Source organism: Staphylococcus intermedius NCTC 11048, assembly GCF_002902385.1.
In the GTDB taxonomy this organism is placed as follows: domain Bacteria; phylum Bacillota; class Bacilli; order Staphylococcales; family Staphylococcaceae; genus Staphylococcus; species Staphylococcus intermedius.
The window spans coordinates 25,695-46,217 of the sequence record NZ_PPQH01000034.1; the positions used below are offsets into that span (position 1 = coordinate 25,695).

Here is a 20,523-nt window from a genome sequence, read left to right on the forward strand (position 1 = left end):
GTGCTCATAACCCTTATTGCATTTATTATTGTCTTTGGTGTCCTCGTATTTGTACACGAATTTGGTCACATGTATTTCGCAAAACGCGCTGGTATTATGTGTCCAGAGTTTGCGATTGGTATGGGACCAAAGATTTTTAGTTTTCGTAAAAATGAAACGCTCTACACAATCCGCTTATTACCAGTGGGTGGTTATGTACGAATGGCGGGTGACGGGATGGAAGAATCCCCTGTGCAACCCGGAATGCACGTCAGAATTAAAACGAATGACGCGAATGAAGTGACACATATCATTTTAGATGATCAACATAAATTTCAACAAATTGAAGCTTTAGAAGTGAAACAAGTCGATTTAACTGAAGGCTTATTTATTGAAGGTGTGACTGCGGATGATGACACACGCCATCGCTTTAATATTGCTGAAAAAGCGTTCTTTGTACAAAATGGGAGTTTAATTCAAATTGCTCCACGTCATCGTCAATTCACACATAAAAAGCCTTATCAAAAGTTTTTAACCCTTTTTGCAGGTCCGCTATTCAATTTTATTTTAGCTTTAGTGTTACTGATCGGTTTGGCGTATTATGAAGGTGCCCCGGTACCTAAAATTGCGCAAGTTGCTGAAAATGCACCAGCACAACAAATTGGGTTACAAAAAGGTGACGAAATTAAAAAAATTGGTAATCATGATATTCATCATTTTAATGATGTGAAAAAGCAACTTGAAGCAACAGGAGGCAAACCGACAACCATCGTCATCGAACGTGACGGTAAAACGATTGAAAAAGAATTCTCACCGAAAAAAGTAGAAATTCAAACATCAAAAACGAGTAAACAAACAGATTATCAACTTGGTTTTATGCCAGAAAGAGAACGTTCACTGATTGAACCGCTATTATTTGGTGCTCAACAAACCATCGAATACGGGAAAATTATTTTCGTTGCTGTTGTGAGCATGATTGCAAGTATTTTTACAGGTGACTTTAGTTTTGATATGTTAAACGGTCCAGTCGGTATTTATAAAAATGTCGATACGGTCGTTAAAACGGGAATTATTAATTTAATAGGTTGGACGGCTGCATTGAGTGTCAACTTAGGGATTATGAATTTATTACCGATTCCTGCACTGGATGGCGGACGGATTTTATTCGTGATTTATGAAGCGATATTTAGAAAACCTGCCAATAAAAAAGCAGAAACTGTTATTATTGCAGCGGGTGCAGTATTTGTATTAATCATCATGGTGCTCGTCACTTGGAATGATATACAACGTTATTTCTTATGATAGGACAAGGAGGAACAATCTAGGATGAAGCAATCAAAAGTTTTTATTCCAACATTGAGAGAAGTGCCTGCTGAAGCTGAGGCGATTAGCCATCAATTGTTATTAAAAGCAGGCTTAATTAAACAAAATGCTGCGGGGGTATACAGTTATTTACCTGTAGCGACGCGCGTAATCCATAAAATTTCAGATATCATTCGTCAAGAAATGGAACGTATTGACGCAGTTGAAGTGGTGATGCCAGTATTGCAACAATCTGAACTGTGGAAAGAATCAGGACGTTGGGATGCGTACGGTATGGAGCTCATGCGTTTACGTGATCGCAATCAACGTGAATTTGCATTAGGACCAACACATGAAGAAGTGGTCACATCACTCGTGCGTGACGAATTACGTTCATACAAACAGCTTCCATTAACGTTGTTCCAAATTCAAACAAAATTCCGTGATGAAAAGCGTCCACGTTTCGGCTTATTACGTGGTCGAGAATTCATTATGAAAGATGCGTATTCATTCCATACTGATGAAGATTCACTCATGGAAACGTATCAAAATATGTATAACGCATACAGTACGATTTTCAAACGTGTCGGCTTAAATGTACGACCAGTTGTTGCGGATTCAGGTGCGATTGGTGGTAACCATACACATGAATTCCATGCATTAAGTGCGATTGGTGAAGATACAATTGTGTATAGCGACAACAGTGATTACGCGGCGAATATTGAAAAAGCAGAAGTGCCGTATTATGAAACAGCGAATACTGACGAACCGTTACAACCGATAGAAAAAGTGGCAACACCAAATGTAAAAACAGCCCAAGAGCTTGCAGACTTTTTAGGTCAACCATTAGATCATATCGTTAAAACAATGGTCTTTAAAGTAGACGGCGAATTTATTTTATTACTCGTTCGTGGTCATCATGAAGTGAATGACGTGAAAATTAAAGATTACTTCAAAACAGATGATGTCACAATGGCAACAGATGACGAAATTCGTAATCTGTTAGGTGCCTCACCAGGTTCGTTAGGCCCGGTAACTGATAGAGATGTCAAAGTGTATGCGGATCAATTCGTTCAATCATTGCGTAATTTAGCGATTGGTGCGAATGAAGATGGTTACCATTTCATCAATGCAAATGTTGAACGTGACTTCCAAATTGATGGTTATGGTGATTTCCGCTTTATTCTTGAAGGTGAGCCCCTTGCAGATGGTTCTGGTCCAGCGAAGTTTGCTGAAGGGATTGAAGTCGGTCAAGTGTTCGTATTGGGCGAAAAATATTCTGAGGCGATGAAAGCAACAGTCTTGAATCAACAAGGCCGTGAACAAAACTTAACAATGGGTTGTTATGGTATTGGTGTCTCAAGAACGTTAAGTGCGATTATTGAACAACATCATGATGAGAATGGTATTATTTGGCCGAAATCAGTCACGCCATTTGATGTACATTTAATTACAGTGAATCCGAAAAAAGATGAACAACGTGAATGTGCAGATCAATTATACGACACATTGTTATCAAAATATGATGTGCTTTATGATGATCGAAATGAACGTGCAGGTGTGAAATTTAACGATGCTGACTTAATTGGTATTCCAGTACGTGTTGTAGTGGGTAAAAATGCAGCAGAAGGTATCGTAGAAGTGAAGCGTCGTGACACCGGCGATAGCGAAGATGTGCATGTCGAAGATTTAGTCGCACACCTTGAAAAGTTATACGAACAAATTTAGTAACAATAGCGACTGAATTTGTTATAATACGATTAATCGTTGAACAAAGTGAAGTATGATGGATGAACATTTGAAGTTTTGGCTTGCTTGTTTGTTCACTATAAAGATTAATATAAATTTTTCTGATTGCTAAACATGCCCTTGCTTTCCGAGGGGCTGGCGTCTCAACGCAATTTGGCTTGATAAGTGGAACCATTATATTGATACCAAATTGGATTTTCGGCACCCGCTGTTCCCTCAGACATCTCGGGTAGTTCATGCAAACATAGAGATTTGTTATTGAAATTCAAAAGTTGATAGGGTGAATGGATGCATTGTTAATAACTCGAACAGCCCTAGCATAGTATAAGACTCGAATTGATTTTAGAGGCTGGGACATTCAGTTTGTCCAGCCTTTTCTATTGGTTCATGTGCCCTTAAGTATCGGATAAGACATGGGACTGGGACATAAAATTTTTGATGCTATTAATACAGTATTTTGTTTACTTGCCCTCTCTATGAAATGTATGTTTGATTGCCTTCATGGCTTCGCGTTTCCTAGGGGCTGGCCCTTCGACTAACTAACGCATGGTTAAACTATTACATATGTTGAGGCGTTAGTGGATTCTGGGAGCAGTACAGAAATCTTATGTTCGACAAAGATTTCGTAGTACTGCCCCCGCAAGGCTGACTAGACTTCTCAAAAGCATCAGCAATGAGAAGTCAGACAGCTACTGCGATAAACATCATCCACTATTAAAGTAAAGAAGGAACTGTTAGCAGTATGTATGCATACCCTCAGGAGTCTCAGCCTTCAGGCAATCTCGTTCCAAATATAGGAACAGAGGGCAAGTCACTGAAATGAAGACAATCCATATCATCAATGTATTCTGTCCAATTCATTCTCGTTTTTCGACGATGTTATCATCAATAATGGAAATAAATCCGTCAATTGATATAGATTAGGATAACTCAATGTCCTACCCCGTTTTCATATTTATGTCAATCTCGATTTCCAAAGTATGATGTTATTTTTTGTTTTTGAAGTGAGATTGCTAAAATGAGCGAGACTCCTGAGGGATAAGACGCAGCCGAAAATCCAATTCGGCAATCATCACGTGGACACTTCAGTTAAGCCGAATTTAGTTGAGGCAAGTCCCCTAGGAACGCGAGCTCATGATAGCAATCGTGACAGTTCAAAATGGTGATTAAATGGACAAGTTTAGCAATTTGGAGTAAAAACACCCTAAAATGATCCAATAGTACTCATCAAAATTGTTCAACATTAACGTATATTATGCATACACGGCAATTCAAATAAGGTGGTTAGGAAAGTGACATTACAGAATCAAGAAAAATTTAAGATTCTTCTTAAACAAATGAATATGTTAGACCATTTTGATCAGGAATTCGTTGATCAAGGCCAATTGACACGTGTAGATGTATCTCAGAAATCTCGAAAGTGGACGTTTCATATCCAATTACCACGATTGTTAAAATATGAAGACTACGCTGTTTTTACCCATGCGATGAAAGAAAGTTTCCAACATATTGCAGATGTAGATTGGAAAATTACCGTCAATGATACATCCCAACAAGATGAATATTTGCTGAAATATTTTGGTGACTGTATTGAACAAACACAATTGTCGCCTAAAGTGAAAGGACAATTAAAACAAAAGCGTATGATTGTCTCAGGTGATGTCGTAAAAATTCTAGTCCAAAACGATATTGAAGGGAACCATTTCAATAAAGTATGCAATGGCAGCTTAGTGCGCGCGATGCAACGATGTGGTTTTAATGTGCAACAAGTGGTATTTGAAACGGACGAAAGCGGTCATGATGAAGATTTAGCCTCATTGGAAGCACACATTCAAGAAGAAGATGAACAAAGTGCGCGTGAAGCAACGGCTAAAATTGAAAAAATGAAAGAGCAACGTGCCCAACAAGATGATGGTGTGACTGTCGATCGTTGTCAAATTGGTAAACCGATTCAAGTTGAGCATGTTCGACCGATCGAATCGATTATTGAAGAAGAATTTAAAGTGGCCATTGAAGGTGTCATTTTCGATATCAATTTAAAAGAACTGAAAAGTGGCCGTCACATTGTCGAATTAAAAGTGACAGACTATACCGATTCCTTGGTGCTTAAAATGTTTACACGCAAAAACAAAGATGATTTAGAGCATTTTAAATCATTAAAAGAAGGGCAATGGATTCGTGCGCAAGGTCGTATTGAAGAGGACATGTTCATTCGTGACCTTGTGATGATGATGTCTGATATTGAAGCGATTAAACGAACACCAAAAACGGATAAAGCGCCAGAAAAACGTGTGGAATTCCATTTGCATACGTCTATGAGCCAAATGGATGGTGTGACACACATTGGTGACTATGTCGCGCAAGCTGCACAATGGGGTCATGATGCGATTGCGGTGACGGACCATAACGTTGTACAGGCTTATCCTGATGCGCATGCTGCAGCCGAAAAACACGGCATTAAAATGATTTATGGTATGGAAGGGATGCTCGTTGATGACGGTGTACCGATTGCTTATAAACCGAGTGACATCATGCTGCAAGATGCGACCTATGTTGTATTTGACGTCGAGACAACGGGTTTATCCAATCAATACGATAAAATTATTGAGTTAGCCGCGGTGAAAGTGAAAAATGGCGAAATTATTGATAAATTCGAGCGTTTTAGTAATCCACATGAAAAGTTAACTGAGACAATTAAAAACTTGACGCACATTTCAGATGATATGTTAAAAAATGCACCTGAAATTGAAGAAGTGCTCACTGAATTTAAAGAATGGGTGGGCGATGCGATTTTCGTTGCACATAACGCATCATTCGACATGGGCTTTATTGATACTGGATACGAACGTCTTGGTTTCGGTCCATCGACAAATGCTGTCATTGATACGCTTGAGCTCTCTCGTACGATTAATACGAGTTACGGTAAACATGGCTTGAACTTTTTAGCGAAAAAATATGGTGTTGAACTCACACAACATCACCGTGCAATTTACGATACAGAAGCAACGGCATATATATTCGTGAAAATGTTAGCGCAATTAAAAGCGTTAGATGTGCATAACCATCAAGATATTAATAAAAAGTTATCAAACGAAGATGCCTATAAACGTGCGCGTCCACAACACGTTACGTTAATTGTACAAAATCAAACAGGTCTTAAAAACTTGTTCAAAATTGTCAGTGCGTCACTCGTTCAATACTATTACCGTACACCACGTATCCCGCGGTCATTACTTGATGAACATCGAGAAGGTTTGTTAGTCGGGACGGCTTGTGATGAAGGTGAAGTATTTACTGCAGTGATGCAACGGGATCAGTCAGAAGTGGAACGAATCGCGAAGTACTATGATTATATTGAAGTACAACCGCCTGCGTTATATCAAGATTTACTCGATCGTGACTTGATTCGTGATAATGAAACGCTTGTTGAAATTTATGAACGGATTTTAAAAGTAGGGGAAACGAATCAAATTCCTGTCATCGCAACGGGAAATGCCCACTACTTACACGAACATGATGCGATTGCACGTCGTATTTTAATTGCAGCACAGCCTGGTAACCCACTGAACCGTTCGACGTTACCAGAAGCTCATTTTAGAACGACGGATGAAATGTTAGATGCATTCCATTTCTTAGGAGAGGAACGTGCACATCAAATCGTCGTTGAAAATACACGTGCGTTGGCAGAGCGAATCGAAAAAGTCGTTCCAATTAAAGATAAACTGTATACGCCAAACATGGACGGGGCCAATGAAGAAATCCGTGAAATGAGTTACCGTAATGCGAAGAAACTGTATGGTGAAGATTTGCCACAGATTGTTATCGATCGTTTAGAAAAAGAGCTAGAAAGTATTATCGGTAATGGATTTGCGGTCATTTATTTAATTTCACAACGTCTCGTTAAAAAATCATTAGAAGATGGCTATTTAGTTGGTTCTCGTGGTTCGGTCGGTTCGAGCTTTGTGGCGACGATGACTGAAATTACAGAAGTGAATCCATTGCCACCGCATTACATTTGCCCAAGCTGTAAAAAAAGCGAGTTTTTCGATGATGGTTCGGTCGGTTCCGGCTTTGACCTGCCAGATAAAACGTGTGAATGCGGTACAGCGATGATTAAAGAGGGACAAGATATTCCGTTCGAAACGTTCTTAGGTTTTAAAGGAGATAAAGTTCCCGATATCGACTTGAACTTCAGTGGTGAATATCAACCGAAAGCCCATAACTACACGAAAGTCTTGTTCGGTGAGGAGTATGTCTACCGTGCAGGAACAATTGGTACAGTCGCTGAAAAAACAGCATTTGGTTTCGTTAAAGGTTACTTAAATGATCAAGGCATTCATAAGCGTGGTGCAGAAGTAGATCGTCTCGTAAAAGGGTGTACAGGTGTGAAACGGACAACAGGTCAACACCCGGGTGGGATTATCGTTGTTCCAGATTATATGGATATTTTTGACTTTACACCGATTCAATATCCCGCAGATGATCAAAGCTCAAGTTGGATGACGACGCACTTTGACTTCCATTCGATTCATGATAATGTTCTGAAGCTCGATATTCTCGGGCACGATGATCCAACCATGATTCGGATGTTGCAAGACTTGTCAGGTATTGATCCGAAGACAATTCCAGTGGACGATCAACAAACGATGGGGATTTTTAGTTCTCCTGAAGCGCTCGGTGTGACAGAAGAGGAAATTTTGGCGAAAACCGGCACGTTCGGTGTGCCAGAATTTGGGACAGGCTTCGTACGTCAAATGTTAGAAGATACGAAACCAACAACTTTCTCAGAGCTCGTACAAATTTCTGGACTTTCACACGGAACAGACGTATGGCTTGGAAATGCGCAAGAACTGATTCGCAGTGGGACTTGTACGCTATCAAGCTGTATCGGTTGTCGTGACGACATTATGGTGTACTTGATGTATGCTGGTTTAGAGCCGTCACTTGCCTTTAAAATTATGGAAGCCGTACGTAAAGGTAAAGGTTTAACTGAAGAATTTGAACAAGTGATGAGAGAAAACAATGTGCCGGATTGGTATATGGATTCTTGTAAAAAAATTAAATACATGTTCCCAAAAGCCCACGCCGCAGCTTATGTATTAATGGCTGTACGTATTGCTTATTTCAAAGTCCATCATCCGCTTTATTATTATGCAAGTTACTTTACTGTACGTGCATCAGACTTTGATTTGATTACGATGGTGAAAGACAAAGATAGTATCCGCCAAACAGTCAAAGATATGTATGCACGATACATGGATTTGGGCAAAAAAGAAAAAGACGTATTAACCGTATTAGAAATTATGAATGAAATGGCGCATCGTGGTTATCGCATGCAGCCGGTTAACCTAGAAAAGAGTCAAGCATACGAATTCATTATTGAAGGTTATACATTAATTCCACCATTCGTTGCTGTACCAGGTCTTGGTGAAAACGTGGCGAAACGTATAGTTGAAGCACGTAACGAAGGGCCATTCTTATCGAAAGAAGATTTAAACAAAAAAGCCGGCGTATCGCAAAAAATCATTGAATACCTTGATAGTTTAGGTTCATTACCGAACATGCCAGACAAAGCACAGTTGTCAATCTTTGATATGTAGAGATAAATTTGTCGGGAAAAGCAATCTATGGTATAATGATGTTGCTTATAAAATTAGACTCAAGTAGGAAGAGTGGGTATTACCCGCTCTTTTCTATTTGTTTGTCAGTCATAAGGGGGCTCGTATGAGTAAAGTTACAGAGCAAGTTGAAACCATAATACAACCTGTCCTTGACGAATTAAACTTTGAATTAGTAGACATTGAGTTTGCTAAAGAAGGTCGCGATCATTATTTACGTATCGCAATTGATAAACCAGGCGGCGTCGATTTAAATGATTGCACACTCGCATCAGAACGCATTAGTGAAGTGATGGACGAACAAGATCCGATTTCACAAGCGTATTATTTAGACGTCTCATCACCAGGTGCAGAACGTCCAATTAAAAATGAAAAAGGTTTTCAAAATGCGATTGAACAACCGATTTTTGTATCATTATATGCACCTATTGATGGTGACAAAGAATGGTTAGGTCATTTGAAGTCAGTTACTGAAGATACCATTACTATGGAAGTAAAAGTCAAAGCGAAGACAAAAACCATCACGATCCCACGTGATAAAATCGCTAAAGCACGTCATGCAGTGATGCTTTAAAGACGTAAGGAGGAAAATGAGTGGAAAGCAACGAATTATTATTAGCAACAGAATATTTAGAAAAAGAGAAGAAAATTCCTAGAGCAGTTTTAGTAGATGCAATTGAGGCAGCTTTAATTACGGCATATAAGAAAAACTATGACAGCGCACGTAATGTCCGTGTTGAATTGAATTTAGACAGTGGGACATTCCGCGTGATTTCTCGTAAAGAGGTTGTAGAAGAAGTATTTGATCACCGTGAAGAAATCGATTTATCGACAGCATTAGTGAAAAACCCAGCGTACGAAATTGGTGATATTTATGAAGAAGACGTGACACCAAAAGACTTTGGTCGTGTGGGTGCACAAGCGGCGAAACAAGCTGTCATGCAACGTTTACGTGATGCTGAACGTGAAATTTTATACGAAGAGTTCATTGATAAAGAAGATGACATTATGACTGGTGTCATTGACCGTGTGGACCATCGTTATGTTTACGTGAATTTAGGTCGTACGGAAGCGGTATTATCTGAAGCAGAACGTAGCCCGAATGAAACGTATCTTCCAAATGAACGCATCAAAGTGTATGTGAACAAAGTGGAACAAACGACAAAAGGGCCACAAATATTCGTATCACGTAGTCATCCAGGTTTATTGAAACGTCTTTTTGAACAAGAAGTCCCTGAAATTTTCGAAGGTACTGTTGAAGTGAAGTCTGTAGCGCGTGAAGCGGGAGACCGTTCAAAAATTAGTGTGTACTCAGAAAACCCAGATATCGATGCAGTCGGTGCATGTGTTGGCGCGAAAGGTGCTCGTGTAGAAGCGGTTGTTGCTGAATTAGGCGGCGAAAAAATCGATATCGTTCAATGGAGTGAAGATCCAAAAGTATTCGTACGTAATGCCTTGAGCCCTTCACAAGTCATTGATGTCATTGTAGACGAAGAAAATCAATCGACTACAGTGATCGTTCCAGATTATCAATTGTCATTAGCTATTGGTAAACGTGGACAAAACGCAAGACTTGCTGCGAAATTAACAGGCTGGAAAATCGATATTAAATCAGAAACAGATGCCAAAGCGCTAGGAATTGGTGAAGAAGAAGTGGCTACACCAGTTGCTGAAACAGAGCCAGAAGCGATGACGGCTGAAGATATTGATTTAGTAGCAATGACAGATGAACATATTGAAAACAATGCAAGCTTAGAGGATGAAAGTAAAGAGAACTAGGAGGGATTTTTATGAAAAAGAAAAAAATTCCTATGAGAAAATGTATTTTATCTAATGAGATGAAACCTAAAAAAGATATGATTCGTGTGGTCAAAAATAAAGAAGGCGAAATTTCAGCAGACGTATCAGGAAAAATGCCAGGACGTGGGGCTTACGTGTCTAAGGACATTGCTTTAATTGAAAAGGCACAACAAGCGCACAAATTAGAAGACTATTTTAAAGCGTCAGCAGAAACACTTGATCCTGTTTACAAAGAAATTATACGTCTCATTTATAGAGAAGAGATTCCGACAAAATGAATGAACAACAATTTTTGAATTTTTTAGGTTTGGCGATGCGTGCGGGCAAAGTGAAGACGGGCGAATCTGTCATCATTACTGAAGTGAAAAAGCGTCGTTTAAAGCTTGTATTGATTGCAAGTGACGCGTCAGAGAGTACGAAAAATAATATCATCAATAAATGTAACAGTTATCAAACACCTTATCGCATTGTCAGCAACCGTAACGATTTAGGAGATGCGTTAGGTAAAGGTACACGTGTCAATGTCGGTATTACTGATCAAGGGTTTGCTAAAAAGTTGATGTCAATGATAGATGAATAATGTTAGGAGTGGTTTAATGAGTAAACAAAGAATTTATGAGTATGCCAAAGCATTAAATGTTAAAAGTAAAGATGTAATTGATGAGTTAAAGAAAACGGGAATTGAAGTGTCCAACCACATGCAAACTTTAGAAGATGACCAAGTGAAAGCGTTGGATAAAGTATTCAAAAAAGACCAAGCTCCGAAACAACAAAAAGAGCAAAAAAATACTCAATCAAATCACAAAAACCAAAAACAAGGTAGTAACCAAAAGCAAAGTAACAACCAAAAACAAAGTAATAACCAAAAGCAAGGCAACAACAATCAGCAACAAAAGGGTAAAAACAACGCCCCTAAACAAAACAAGAAAAACAACAAAGGCAATAAAAAACAAAACAAGAAAAATGCACCACAACAACCAAGTGAACCTAAAGAACTTCCTTCAAAAATCACTTATACTGAAGGCATTACGGTTGGTGAATTATCAGACAAACTAGGTGTAGATTCATCAGAAATTATTAAAAAGTTATTCTTGCTTGGAATTATGGCAAACATCAACCAATCTTTAGATATTGAAGCACTTGAGTTAGTCGCATCAGATTACGGCGTTGAACTTGAAGAAGAAGTGGTCATTGACGATAACGACTTATCAATTTATTTTGATGATGTAGAAGAAGATGAAGATGCGATTGTGCGTCCAGCTGTTGTGACAATTATGGGACACGTTGACCATGGTAAAACGACATTGCTTGACTCAATCCGTAATACACGTGTGACTGAAGGAGAAGCAGGCGGTATCACGCAACATATCGGTGCTTACCAAATCACGAACAATGGCAAAAAAATCACGTTCTTGGATACACCAGGACATGCAGCATTCACAACAATGCGTGCGCGTGGTGCGCAAGTGACGGACATTACTATTTTAGTTGTAGCGGCTGATGATGGTGTGATGCCTCAAACAATTGAAGCGATTAATCATGCGAAAGAAGCAGACGTACCGATTATCGTAGCAGTCAATAAAATGGATAAACCAACAGCAAATCCTGACCGTGTGATGCAAGAATTGGCTGAATACAACCTCATCCCTGAAGACTGGGGTGGTGACACAATTTTCGTACCACTATCAGCATTAAACGGTGACGGTATTGATGATTTACTTGAAATGCTGATCTTAGTTTCTGAAGTGCAAGAATTGAAAGCGAACCCGAATAAAGCAGCAGTCGGTACAGTAATCGAGGCTGAATTAGACAAATCACGTGGTCCTGCCGCTTCATTACTTGTCCAAAACGGTACATTAAATGTCGGCGATGCACTTGTTGTCGGTAATACACATGGTAAAGTACGTGCGATGGTGAATGACCTCGGTAAACGTATTAAAACTGCAGGTCCATCAACACCGGTTGAAATTACTGGTTTAAGCGATGTACCACAAGCAGGTGACCGCTTCGTTGTATTCAAAGACGAGAAAAAAGCGCGTCGTATTGGTGAAGCACGTGAACAAGAAAACATTATCCAACAACGTCAAGAAAGCAAAAACGTGACATTGGATAACTTGTTCGAACAAATGAAACAAGGCGAAATGAAAGACTTGAATGTCATCATCAAAGGTGACGTACAAGGTTCAGTGGAAGCATTAGCTGCGTCATTAATGAAGATCGATGTTGAAGGTGTCAACGTGCGTATCATTCATACAGCAACTGGTGCCATCAACGAATCTGACGTAACATTAGCGCATGCGTCAAACGGTATCATTATCGGCTTTAACGTACGTCCAGATGCAGGGGCAAAACGGGCGGCAGATGCTGAAAATGTCGACATGCGTTTACACCGTGTCATTTACAACGTCATTGAAGAAATTGAATCTGCAATGAAAGGAATGCTTGATCCTGAATTTGAAGAAAAAGTCATCGGTCAAGCTGAAGTCCGTCAAACATTCAAAGTATCGAAAGTCGGTACAATTGCGGGTAGTTATGTGACTGAAGGTAAAATCACACGTGATGCCGGTGTACGTATCATCCGTGACGGTGTCGTATTATTTGAAGGTGAGTTAGATACATTGAAACGTTTCAAAGACGATGCGAAAGAAGTTGCGCAAGGTTACGAATGTGGTATCACAATCGCAAAATTCAATGATATCAAGGAAGGCGATATTATAGAAGCATTTGTGATGGTAGAAGTAGAAAGATAATGAACTGAATGAAACCTCCTTTAGTCTATTTTATGGATTGAAGGAGGATTTTTAATGGGGAACAAAAGGTTGAATTTAAATACGTGATATCAAAAGCGAGTGAAAGAGGATGGAAATTTTGATGGTATTGATACATTATTTTGTTTAACTTGCCCTTCCGCTATGAATTGTGTGTTTGATTGCCCTCATGGCTTCGCGTTCTTAGGGGCTGGCCCTTCAACTAACTAACGCTTGATTAATCTGTTACATTTGTTGAAGCGTTAGTGGATTTTAGGAGCAGTACAGAAATCTGATGTGCAACAAAGATTTCGTAGTACTGCCCCCGCAAGGCTGACTAGACTTCTCAAAAGTAAAACATTGAGAAGTCAGACAGCTGCTGCGATAAACAGTAGCCACTATCAAAGTTAATTGACGTTATTTTGTTTTTTACTTCATCCCTCAAGAGTCTCAGCCTTCTGGCAATCATACTCCAAATACTGAAACAGAGGGCAAGTTTCTGATGTGAAGACAATTCATATCATCCACTTTTTATGTCCAATTCTTCCTCTTTTTCGTCGTTATTATCATCAACTGTAGATATAGATCCACGATAAATAGGACCGGCATTTCATAATGTCCCACCCCCACTCACTTGTTTTTTTACTGTTAATTCAGCATTGAAATATGAATTTTTTTAAATTAGCAAAAAAACTAAAATGTTATTCCTATGAATTTTAAACTTTTGTATAATAAAGAAAAACAAAGGAGGAAATTTATGGGAAAGCTGATTAAGGATTTTGTCATTACATTTGCCATTGGTGTTGGCGTCGTATTATTGGTGTATTGGATCGGTTATGTGCCACCGAATCCGCGAATATTCAATGCGGTTGACAAAATTACGTTTACACATTTCTTTGAGAATCGTATATATGACAATTGGCTCATGATTGCATTTTTATTTGCCATAGTAGTGACTGTGATTGATGCAGGGAGTTCAAAGAAAGAGGAGAAGTAAACATAGAGCTGATTCCGATAATGATTTTACAAATTGAGACTGAGTTAGAAGTTATACAAATAAGTCTGTAATGATGCAAAACTGACAACGGTTTGAGGCTTGGATATTGAGTTATCCGAGTCTTTATATTTTTCTAGGTCTAAAAATTTGTTTGATACTTAGATACATATTGTCAGGTTATATTTAGAAATGATTTGTACCATGGTGCTTAATGTCAAAATAGTATTTAAAATTACATTATTGTTATCAATAAACTTTTAAAATGAATGAAATGCGCGTATAATACATCTATAAAAACATAGGAGCCTATGAGTCATATGTTTTCACCTACAGCTTGTTAAATTTGTAATAGTAGGGGGTGATACATATGGTGACGATCATTATACACTTAGATATATCTATCTGTTTAAGTATCATTGTCTATTTTTTGATAAGATATCATCATAAAAAGACAAAAAAATAACCCCCGTTATCCGCAAAATAACGAGGGTACCTAATCATAGGCTGTAATAGTAAAACATATGTCGAGCTGGAACTCACTCATATGTGCTATGTTTTTAGCTCCTAATCGCTCCTCAAAAGTTGGTTAGGAGTTTTTTCTGTTTTTAATCATAGCATGCGCTTGAAATAAATACAAGAATCACGCAGGTAAATTGACAATTGCTAACAATCAAATACAAATTCAACAGTGCCTTTTGAAAACGACTTAAATCAAATCATCTTTCCCACTCTGTTTCATTGACGCCTAATCCTACTCTCCTTTATAATGGTGTATTGAGGATAACGCTACGACACTATTGTGAAAGGAGGCACTCTTTATGAATATGCGTGCAGAACGTGTTGGCGAACAAATGAAAAAAGAATTAATGGATATTATTAATAACAAATTAAAAGATCCAAGAGTCGGTTTTCTAACGATTACAGATGTACAGCCAACGAACGATTTATCATTAGCAAAGGTTTATTTAACAGTACTTGGTAGTGATAAAGAACGCGAAAATACATTCAAAGGTCTTGAAAAAGCAAAAGGGTTCATTAAATCTGAAATTGGTCAGCGTATGCGACTCAGAATCGTCCCTGATTTGCAATTTGAATATGATGAATCGATTGAATATGGTAACCGTATCGAGCGATTGATTCAAGATTTAAATCATAACGACTAACAATGTGCGCTAGAGTGCGTGAGATGATCTGCAATTGTAGAGTCCACGTAGTCTAGCTTATTTTATGAAAAGGAGTGTTGGCGGATGTATCATGGTATTTTACCTGTTTATAAAGAACGAGGATTGACGAGTCATGATGTCGTTTTCAAATTGCGTAAAATTTTAAAGACGAAAAAAGTCGGACATACTGGGACGTTAGACCCTGAAGTAGATGGCGTGCTCCCCATTTGTATTGGTCAAGCGACAAAAGTGAGCGATTATGTAATGGAAATGGGGAAGACGTATCGTGCTGAAGTGACTTTAGGCGTATCGACAACGACGGAAGATCAAACAGGTGACATCCTTAAGCGACACATTGTTACAGCGGATGAACTAGACGCTGCGCAAGTAGACAACGTGTTAGAAACATTTAAAGGATGGACAACACAAATCCCACCGATGTATTCGTCTGTAAAAGTGAACGGTAAAAAACTGTATGAATACGCACGAAATGGTGAGACGGTAGAACGTCCGGAACGTCAAATCCACATTTCACATATTGCGCGTATTTCGGATCTGATTTTTGAAAATGATATTGCACGTTTTTCAATAGAGGTGACTTGTGGTAAAGGAACGTACATACGAACACTCGCAACGGATATTGGTCGTGCATTAAACGTACCTGCACATATGTCATTGCTCACGCGTACGATGAGTGGCGGCTTCAGTTTAGACCAGGCGCTCACATTAGCAGCGATTGAACAAGCACATCATGAGAACACACTCCAAAAGCAATTATTACCACTTGCATATGGCTTGAAAGGACTTCCATCTTTCCATGTTCAAAATGAAAGTGATAAAATAAAGATAAAGAATGGACAAAAGTTTGCTAAAGGCTATTTTAATGTTCCATTTGAGGATCAACTTGTCATGATGGATAATGACGATGTGCTTGCAATTTATGAAGTACATCCATCACGACAAGATGAAATTAAACCGAAAAAGGTATTCAATTAAAAGGAGACTGGGTTATGGAAGTTATCGAAATTACACATCCTATTCAAGCTGAACAATTTATTCAAGAGGATGTAGCGATGGCTCTAGGCTTTTTCGATGGGCTACATAGAGGGCATCAAGCTTTATTTGATGAATTAGATCGTGTGGCAAAAGAAAGGGATTTGAAGAAAGCGGTCATGACTTTTGATCCACATCCGTCCGTCGTTTTAAATCCTAAACAAAAACGCACGACTTATATTACGCCGTTAGATGACAAAATTGAATTATTAAGTGAACAAAATATTGATTACTGCCTTGTGGTGAACTTTTCTTCGCGTTTTTCGGAAGTGACGCCAGATGAATTTGTTCAAGATTATTTAGTGAGAAATCATGCACGTGTCATTATTGCTGGATTTGATTTTACATTTGGCAAATACGGCAAAGGGAATATGGCGATGCTTCAAGAATATCAAGATCAATTTGAAAGTATTACGATTGGCAAGCAAGATTTAAACCATGAAAAAATTTCAACGACTGCGATTCGTGAAGCATTGAAGTCAGGAAATCTTGCGAAAGCGAACGAACAATTAGGTTATCGTTATCATATGAAAGGGACTGTTGTACAAGGCGAAAAACGTGGGCGTACGATTGGTTTTCCGACAGCGAACATTGAACCGAGTGATGACTATGTGTGGCCAACGCTTGGTGTTTATGCGGTAAGTATGACAATTGGCTCAAGTGATCAGATTTATCGCGGCGTGGCTAATATTGGTGTGAAGCCGACATTTCATGATGACTTGCCGCAAGCAGTCATTGAGGTGAATATTTTTGATTTCGCGGAAAATATTTACGGTGAACGCGTCACGATTTATTGGCATCACTACATTCGACCTGAATTGAAATTTGACGGTATCGATCCACTGGTTGCCCAAATGAATGATGACAAAGCGCGCGCAAAACATTTATTAGCGGTTGATTTTGGTGACGATGTATCATATAATGTATAAGTCTAATAATGATTAGCACACGACCTTTGTCTTGGTAGGTTGAAACTCCGACGCCTCACTCAGATAAAGGCACGAAAAATTTAAAGGAGGAAATTGACAAATGGCAATTTCACAAGAACGTAAAAACGAATTAATTAAAGAATACCGTACACACGAAACAGACACTGGTTCACCAGAAGTTCAAATCGCTGTGTTAACTGCAGAAATTAATGCATTAAACGATCACTTACGTATTCACAAAAAAGACCACCATTCACGTCGTGGTTTATTAAAAATGGTAGGACGTCGTCGTCACTTATTAAACTACTTACGTGACAAAGACATCCAACGTTACCGTGAATTAATCAAGTCATTAGGTATCCGTCGTTAATTTTAACGATTGCATACGAGCTAGTGGCATTACAGGAAGGAGCTGGGACATTTATCGTATCCGGCTCCTTTTTTAACTACTAAAAGATGATTATGTAAGATATAATTGAAATGTAAAAAGCTAGGAAATGTTTAAAGAGGTAGGAGAGGAGATTTATAATGTCTCAAGAAAAAAAGGTTTTTAAAACGGAATGGGCGAACCAACCGTTAACGATAGAAACAGGGCAACTCGCTAAACAAGCGAATGGTGCTGTACTCGTACGCTACGGGGATACAGTTGTCTTATCTACAGCAACAGCATCTAAAGAACCACGTGATGGTGACTTTTTCCCATTAACGGTCAACTATGAAGAAAAAATGTATGCTGCGGGTAAAATTCCAGGTGGCTTTAAAAAACGTGAAGGACGTCCGGGTGATGAAGCGACTTTAACTGCACGTTTAATTGACCGTCCTATCCGTCCATTATTCCCAGATGGTTATCGACACGATGTCCAAATCATCAACACTGTATTGAGTGCAGATCCAAACTGTTCACCAGAAATGGCAGCGATGATCGGTTCATCAATGGCATTAAGTGTATCTGATATTCCTTTCCAAGGCCCAATTGCGGGTGTGAATGTGGGTTACGTTGATGGCGAATATGTGATTAATCCAAATTTAGAACAACGCGACAAATCACGTCTTGATTTAGAAGTCGCTGGCCATAAAGATGCGGTCAACATGGTTGAAGCGGGCGCTAGTGAAATTACTGAAGCTGAAATGTTAGAAGCGATTTTATTTGGACATGAAGAAATCAAACGTTTATGTGCTTTCCAAGAAGAAATCATTGCGCATTTACAGCCTGAAAAACGAGAATTTATTCCTGTTGAGAAAAATCAAACGCTCATCGATTCAGTGACGCAAATGACAAAAGATGAGAACTTAAATGGTGCGATTCAAACGTTCGATAAACAAGAGCGTGACGCGAACCTTGATGCGATTAAAGAACGTATTTTGGCGAACTTCGAAAATGAAGAAGATCCAGAAAATGAAGCTTTACTTAAAGAAGTCGGTCAAATCATTAATACGTTAATTAAAGATGAAGTACGCCGCTTGATTGCAGATGAAAAAATCCGTCCAGATGGTCGTAAACCAGACGAAATCCGTCCATTATCATCAGAAGTGGGCTTATTACCTCGTGCGCATGGTTCAGGTCTATTTACACGTGGACAAACACAAGCTTTATCAGTGTTAACTTTAGGCTCAATTTCTGAATATCAAATTATTGATGGTTTGGGCGAAGAAGAACACAAACGTTTCATGCACCACTACAACTTCCCTAACTTCTCAGTAGGTGAGACTGGTCCAGTTCGTGCACCAGGTCGTCGTGAAATCGGTCACGGGGCATTAGGTGAGCGTGCATTGAAATATATTATTCCAGATGAAAAGACATTCCCTTATACAGTACGTATTGTAAGTGAAGTGTTAGAGTCTAACGGTTCTTCATCTCAAGCATCTATCTGTGGTTCAACACTGGCGTTAATGGATGCGGGTGTACCAATTAAAGCACCAGTTGCTGGTATTGCGATGGGGCTTGTGACACGTGAAGAAAGCTACACGATTTTAACAGATATTCAAGGTATGGAAGATGCGCTTGGCGATATGGACTTTAAAGTTGCAGGTACAACTGAAGGGATTACTGCAATTCAAATGGACATTAAAATCGATGGCTTAACTAAAGAAGTCATTGAAGAAGCGTTAGAACAAGCGCGTAAAGGTCGTTTAGCGATTTTAGAACATATGATGCAAACGATTGATCAGCCAAGAAAAGAATTAAGTGCTTATGCGCCTAAAGTTGAAATTATGCAAATTAAACCTGAAAAAATCCGCGACGTGATTGGGCCAGGTGGAAAACAAATCAACGAAATTATCGATGCGACAGGTGTTAAACTCGATATCGAACAAGATGGTACGGTTTATATCGGTTCAACTGAACAAGATATGATCAATCAAGCGCGTGCATGGATTGAAAGTATCGTACGTGAAGCGGAAGTCGGTCAAGTGTATGATGCGAAAGTGAAACGTATCGAAAAATTCGGTGCTTTTGTTGAGTTATTCCCAGGTAAAGATGCATTAGTTCACATTTCACAAATTGCGAACGAACGCATTAATAAAGTGGAAGATGTATTGAACATTGGTGACACATTGAAAGTAAAAGTGACTGAGATCGATAAACAAGGTCGTGTGAACGCATCTCATAAAGTTTTGCTATAACAACAAGCATGACATTTAAATAGATGAACTCAAAAACAGAAGGAAATGTGACGTGTTGACATTGACTTCTGTTTTTTATTTAAAGCATGGGTTTAGGTGAATCACATCATTGAAGAGGTGGATAATAGTGAGGAAATATAACATGCTGTTTGGTTGTCTTATTTTGATGTTTCTACTAGGTGGAATTTTGTTAAGTTTAATACATATTTCTAATTCAATTTTGGTGATTTATCACATCGTTGCGATGAATATCATCGTATTGCTTTTTTGAATCACTTCTCGTCATTGATGTTTTTTTGTTGTAGCTGTTATGCTTATATTGCTAAATTTGAAGCCTTAATTAAAGATTTTATTATAGAGAATTTAGAACATTATACTTTAAAATATGTTGGAAAGATGGCAAATATTATTCGAATATTTAAAAGTTATTTTTGTATTTTGTTGTTTGATAGTTGAATTTTACATTATTTGGTTATATAATAGAATTATATTTATATTGTTATTATTTATCTTAATATTAATTTAAAGGGGTGATAAAAGTGCACGAATATGATGATATTATGT

The 20,523-nt window shown here is 38.6% G+C and carries 14 protein-coding genes; all 14 read left to right on the forward strand.

The features are described from left to right. The 14 genes from rseP (at position 1) to pnp (ending at position 19,959) form a co-directional block, all read left to right on the forward strand. Entirely contained in the window at positions 1-1,281 is a 1,281-nt protein-coding gene (rseP, locus tag CD138_RS08085) for an RIP metalloprotease RseP (protein ID WP_019167856.1), read from the forward strand. Positions 1,282-1,305: 24 nt separating this feature from the next. After that, a complete protein-coding gene (locus tag CD138_RS08090; RefSeq protein ID WP_019167855.1) occupies positions 1,306-3,009 on the forward strand; it encodes a proline--tRNA ligase in 1,704 nt (567 codons plus the stop codon). Between the two features lie 1,313 nt (positions 3,010-4,322). Continuing rightward, on the forward strand, positions 4,323-8,630 hold the full coding sequence (locus CD138_RS08095) for a PolC-type DNA polymerase III (protein WP_019169520.1): 4,308 nt from the start codon (positions 4,323-4,325) through the stop codon (positions 8,628-8,630). Between the two features lie 124 nt (positions 8,631-8,754). Then, positions 8,755-9,222: a ribosome maturation factor RimP gene (gene rimP / locus CD138_RS08100; RefSeq protein WP_019169519.1), complete on the forward strand. Its 468-nt coding sequence runs from the start codon at positions 8,755-8,757 to the stop codon at positions 9,220-9,222. A 20-nt stretch (positions 9,223-9,242) separates the two neighbouring features. Then, positions 9,243-10,427 carry a transcription termination factor NusA gene (nusA, locus tag CD138_RS08105; protein ID WP_019169518.1) on the forward strand — a complete coding sequence of 395 codons (1,185 nt, stop codon included), beginning with the start codon at positions 9,243-9,245 and terminating at the stop codon, positions 10,425-10,427. 11 nt (positions 10,428-10,438) lie between these two features. Next, positions 10,439-10,726 (forward strand): RNase P modulator RnpM, encoded by a 288-nt coding sequence (gene rnpM, locus CD138_RS08110; protein ID WP_019169517.1) that lies wholly within the window; start codon positions 10,439-10,441, stop codon positions 10,724-10,726. After that, positions 10,723-11,028: a YlxQ family RNA-binding protein gene (locus CD138_RS08115; protein WP_019169516.1), complete on the forward strand. Its 306-nt coding sequence runs from the start codon at positions 10,723-10,725 to the stop codon at positions 11,026-11,028. The genes rnpM and CD138_RS08115 overlap by 4 nt, the downstream gene beginning before the upstream one ends. 16 nt (positions 11,029-11,044) lie before the next feature. Further along, entirely contained in the window at positions 11,045-13,198 is a 2,154-nt protein-coding gene (gene infB / locus CD138_RS08120) for a translation initiation factor IF-2 (protein WP_019169515.1), read from the forward strand. A 754-nt stretch (positions 13,199-13,952) separates the two neighbouring features. Beyond that, the gene (locus CD138_RS08125) at positions 13,953-14,192 is read left to right on the forward strand and encodes a hypothetical protein (protein ID WP_019167816.1); all 240 of its coding nucleotides are present in this window, start codon (positions 13,953-13,955) and stop codon (positions 14,190-14,192) included. An 818-nt stretch (positions 14,193-15,010) separates the two neighbouring features. After that, entirely contained in the window at positions 15,011-15,355 is a 345-nt protein-coding gene (rbfA, locus tag CD138_RS08130) for a 30S ribosome-binding factor RbfA (protein WP_014614065.1), read from the forward strand. Between the two features lie 84 nt (positions 15,356-15,439). Then, a complete protein-coding gene (truB, locus tag CD138_RS08135) occupies positions 15,440-16,351 on the forward strand; it encodes a tRNA pseudouridine(55) synthase TruB (RefSeq protein WP_019167815.1) in 912 nt (303 codons plus the stop codon). A gap of 14 nt (positions 16,352-16,365) precedes the next feature. Further along, positions 16,366-17,337 carry a riboflavin biosynthesis protein RibF gene (gene ribF / locus CD138_RS08140; RefSeq protein WP_019167814.1) on the forward strand — a complete coding sequence of 324 codons (972 nt, stop codon included), beginning with the start codon at positions 16,366-16,368 and terminating at the stop codon, positions 17,335-17,337. A gap of 100 nt (positions 17,338-17,437) precedes the next feature. Beyond that, complete coding sequence (gene rpsO, locus CD138_RS08145; protein ID WP_019167813.1) at positions 17,438-17,707, forward strand: 30S ribosomal protein S15; 270 nt, start codon at positions 17,438-17,440, stop codon at positions 17,705-17,707. Between the two features lie 158 nt (positions 17,708-17,865). After that, a complete protein-coding gene (pnp, locus tag CD138_RS08150) occupies positions 17,866-19,959 on the forward strand; it encodes a polyribonucleotide nucleotidyltransferase (protein ID WP_019167812.1) in 2,094 nt (697 codons plus the stop codon). The last annotated feature ends 564 nt before the right edge of the window (positions 19,960-20,523 follow it).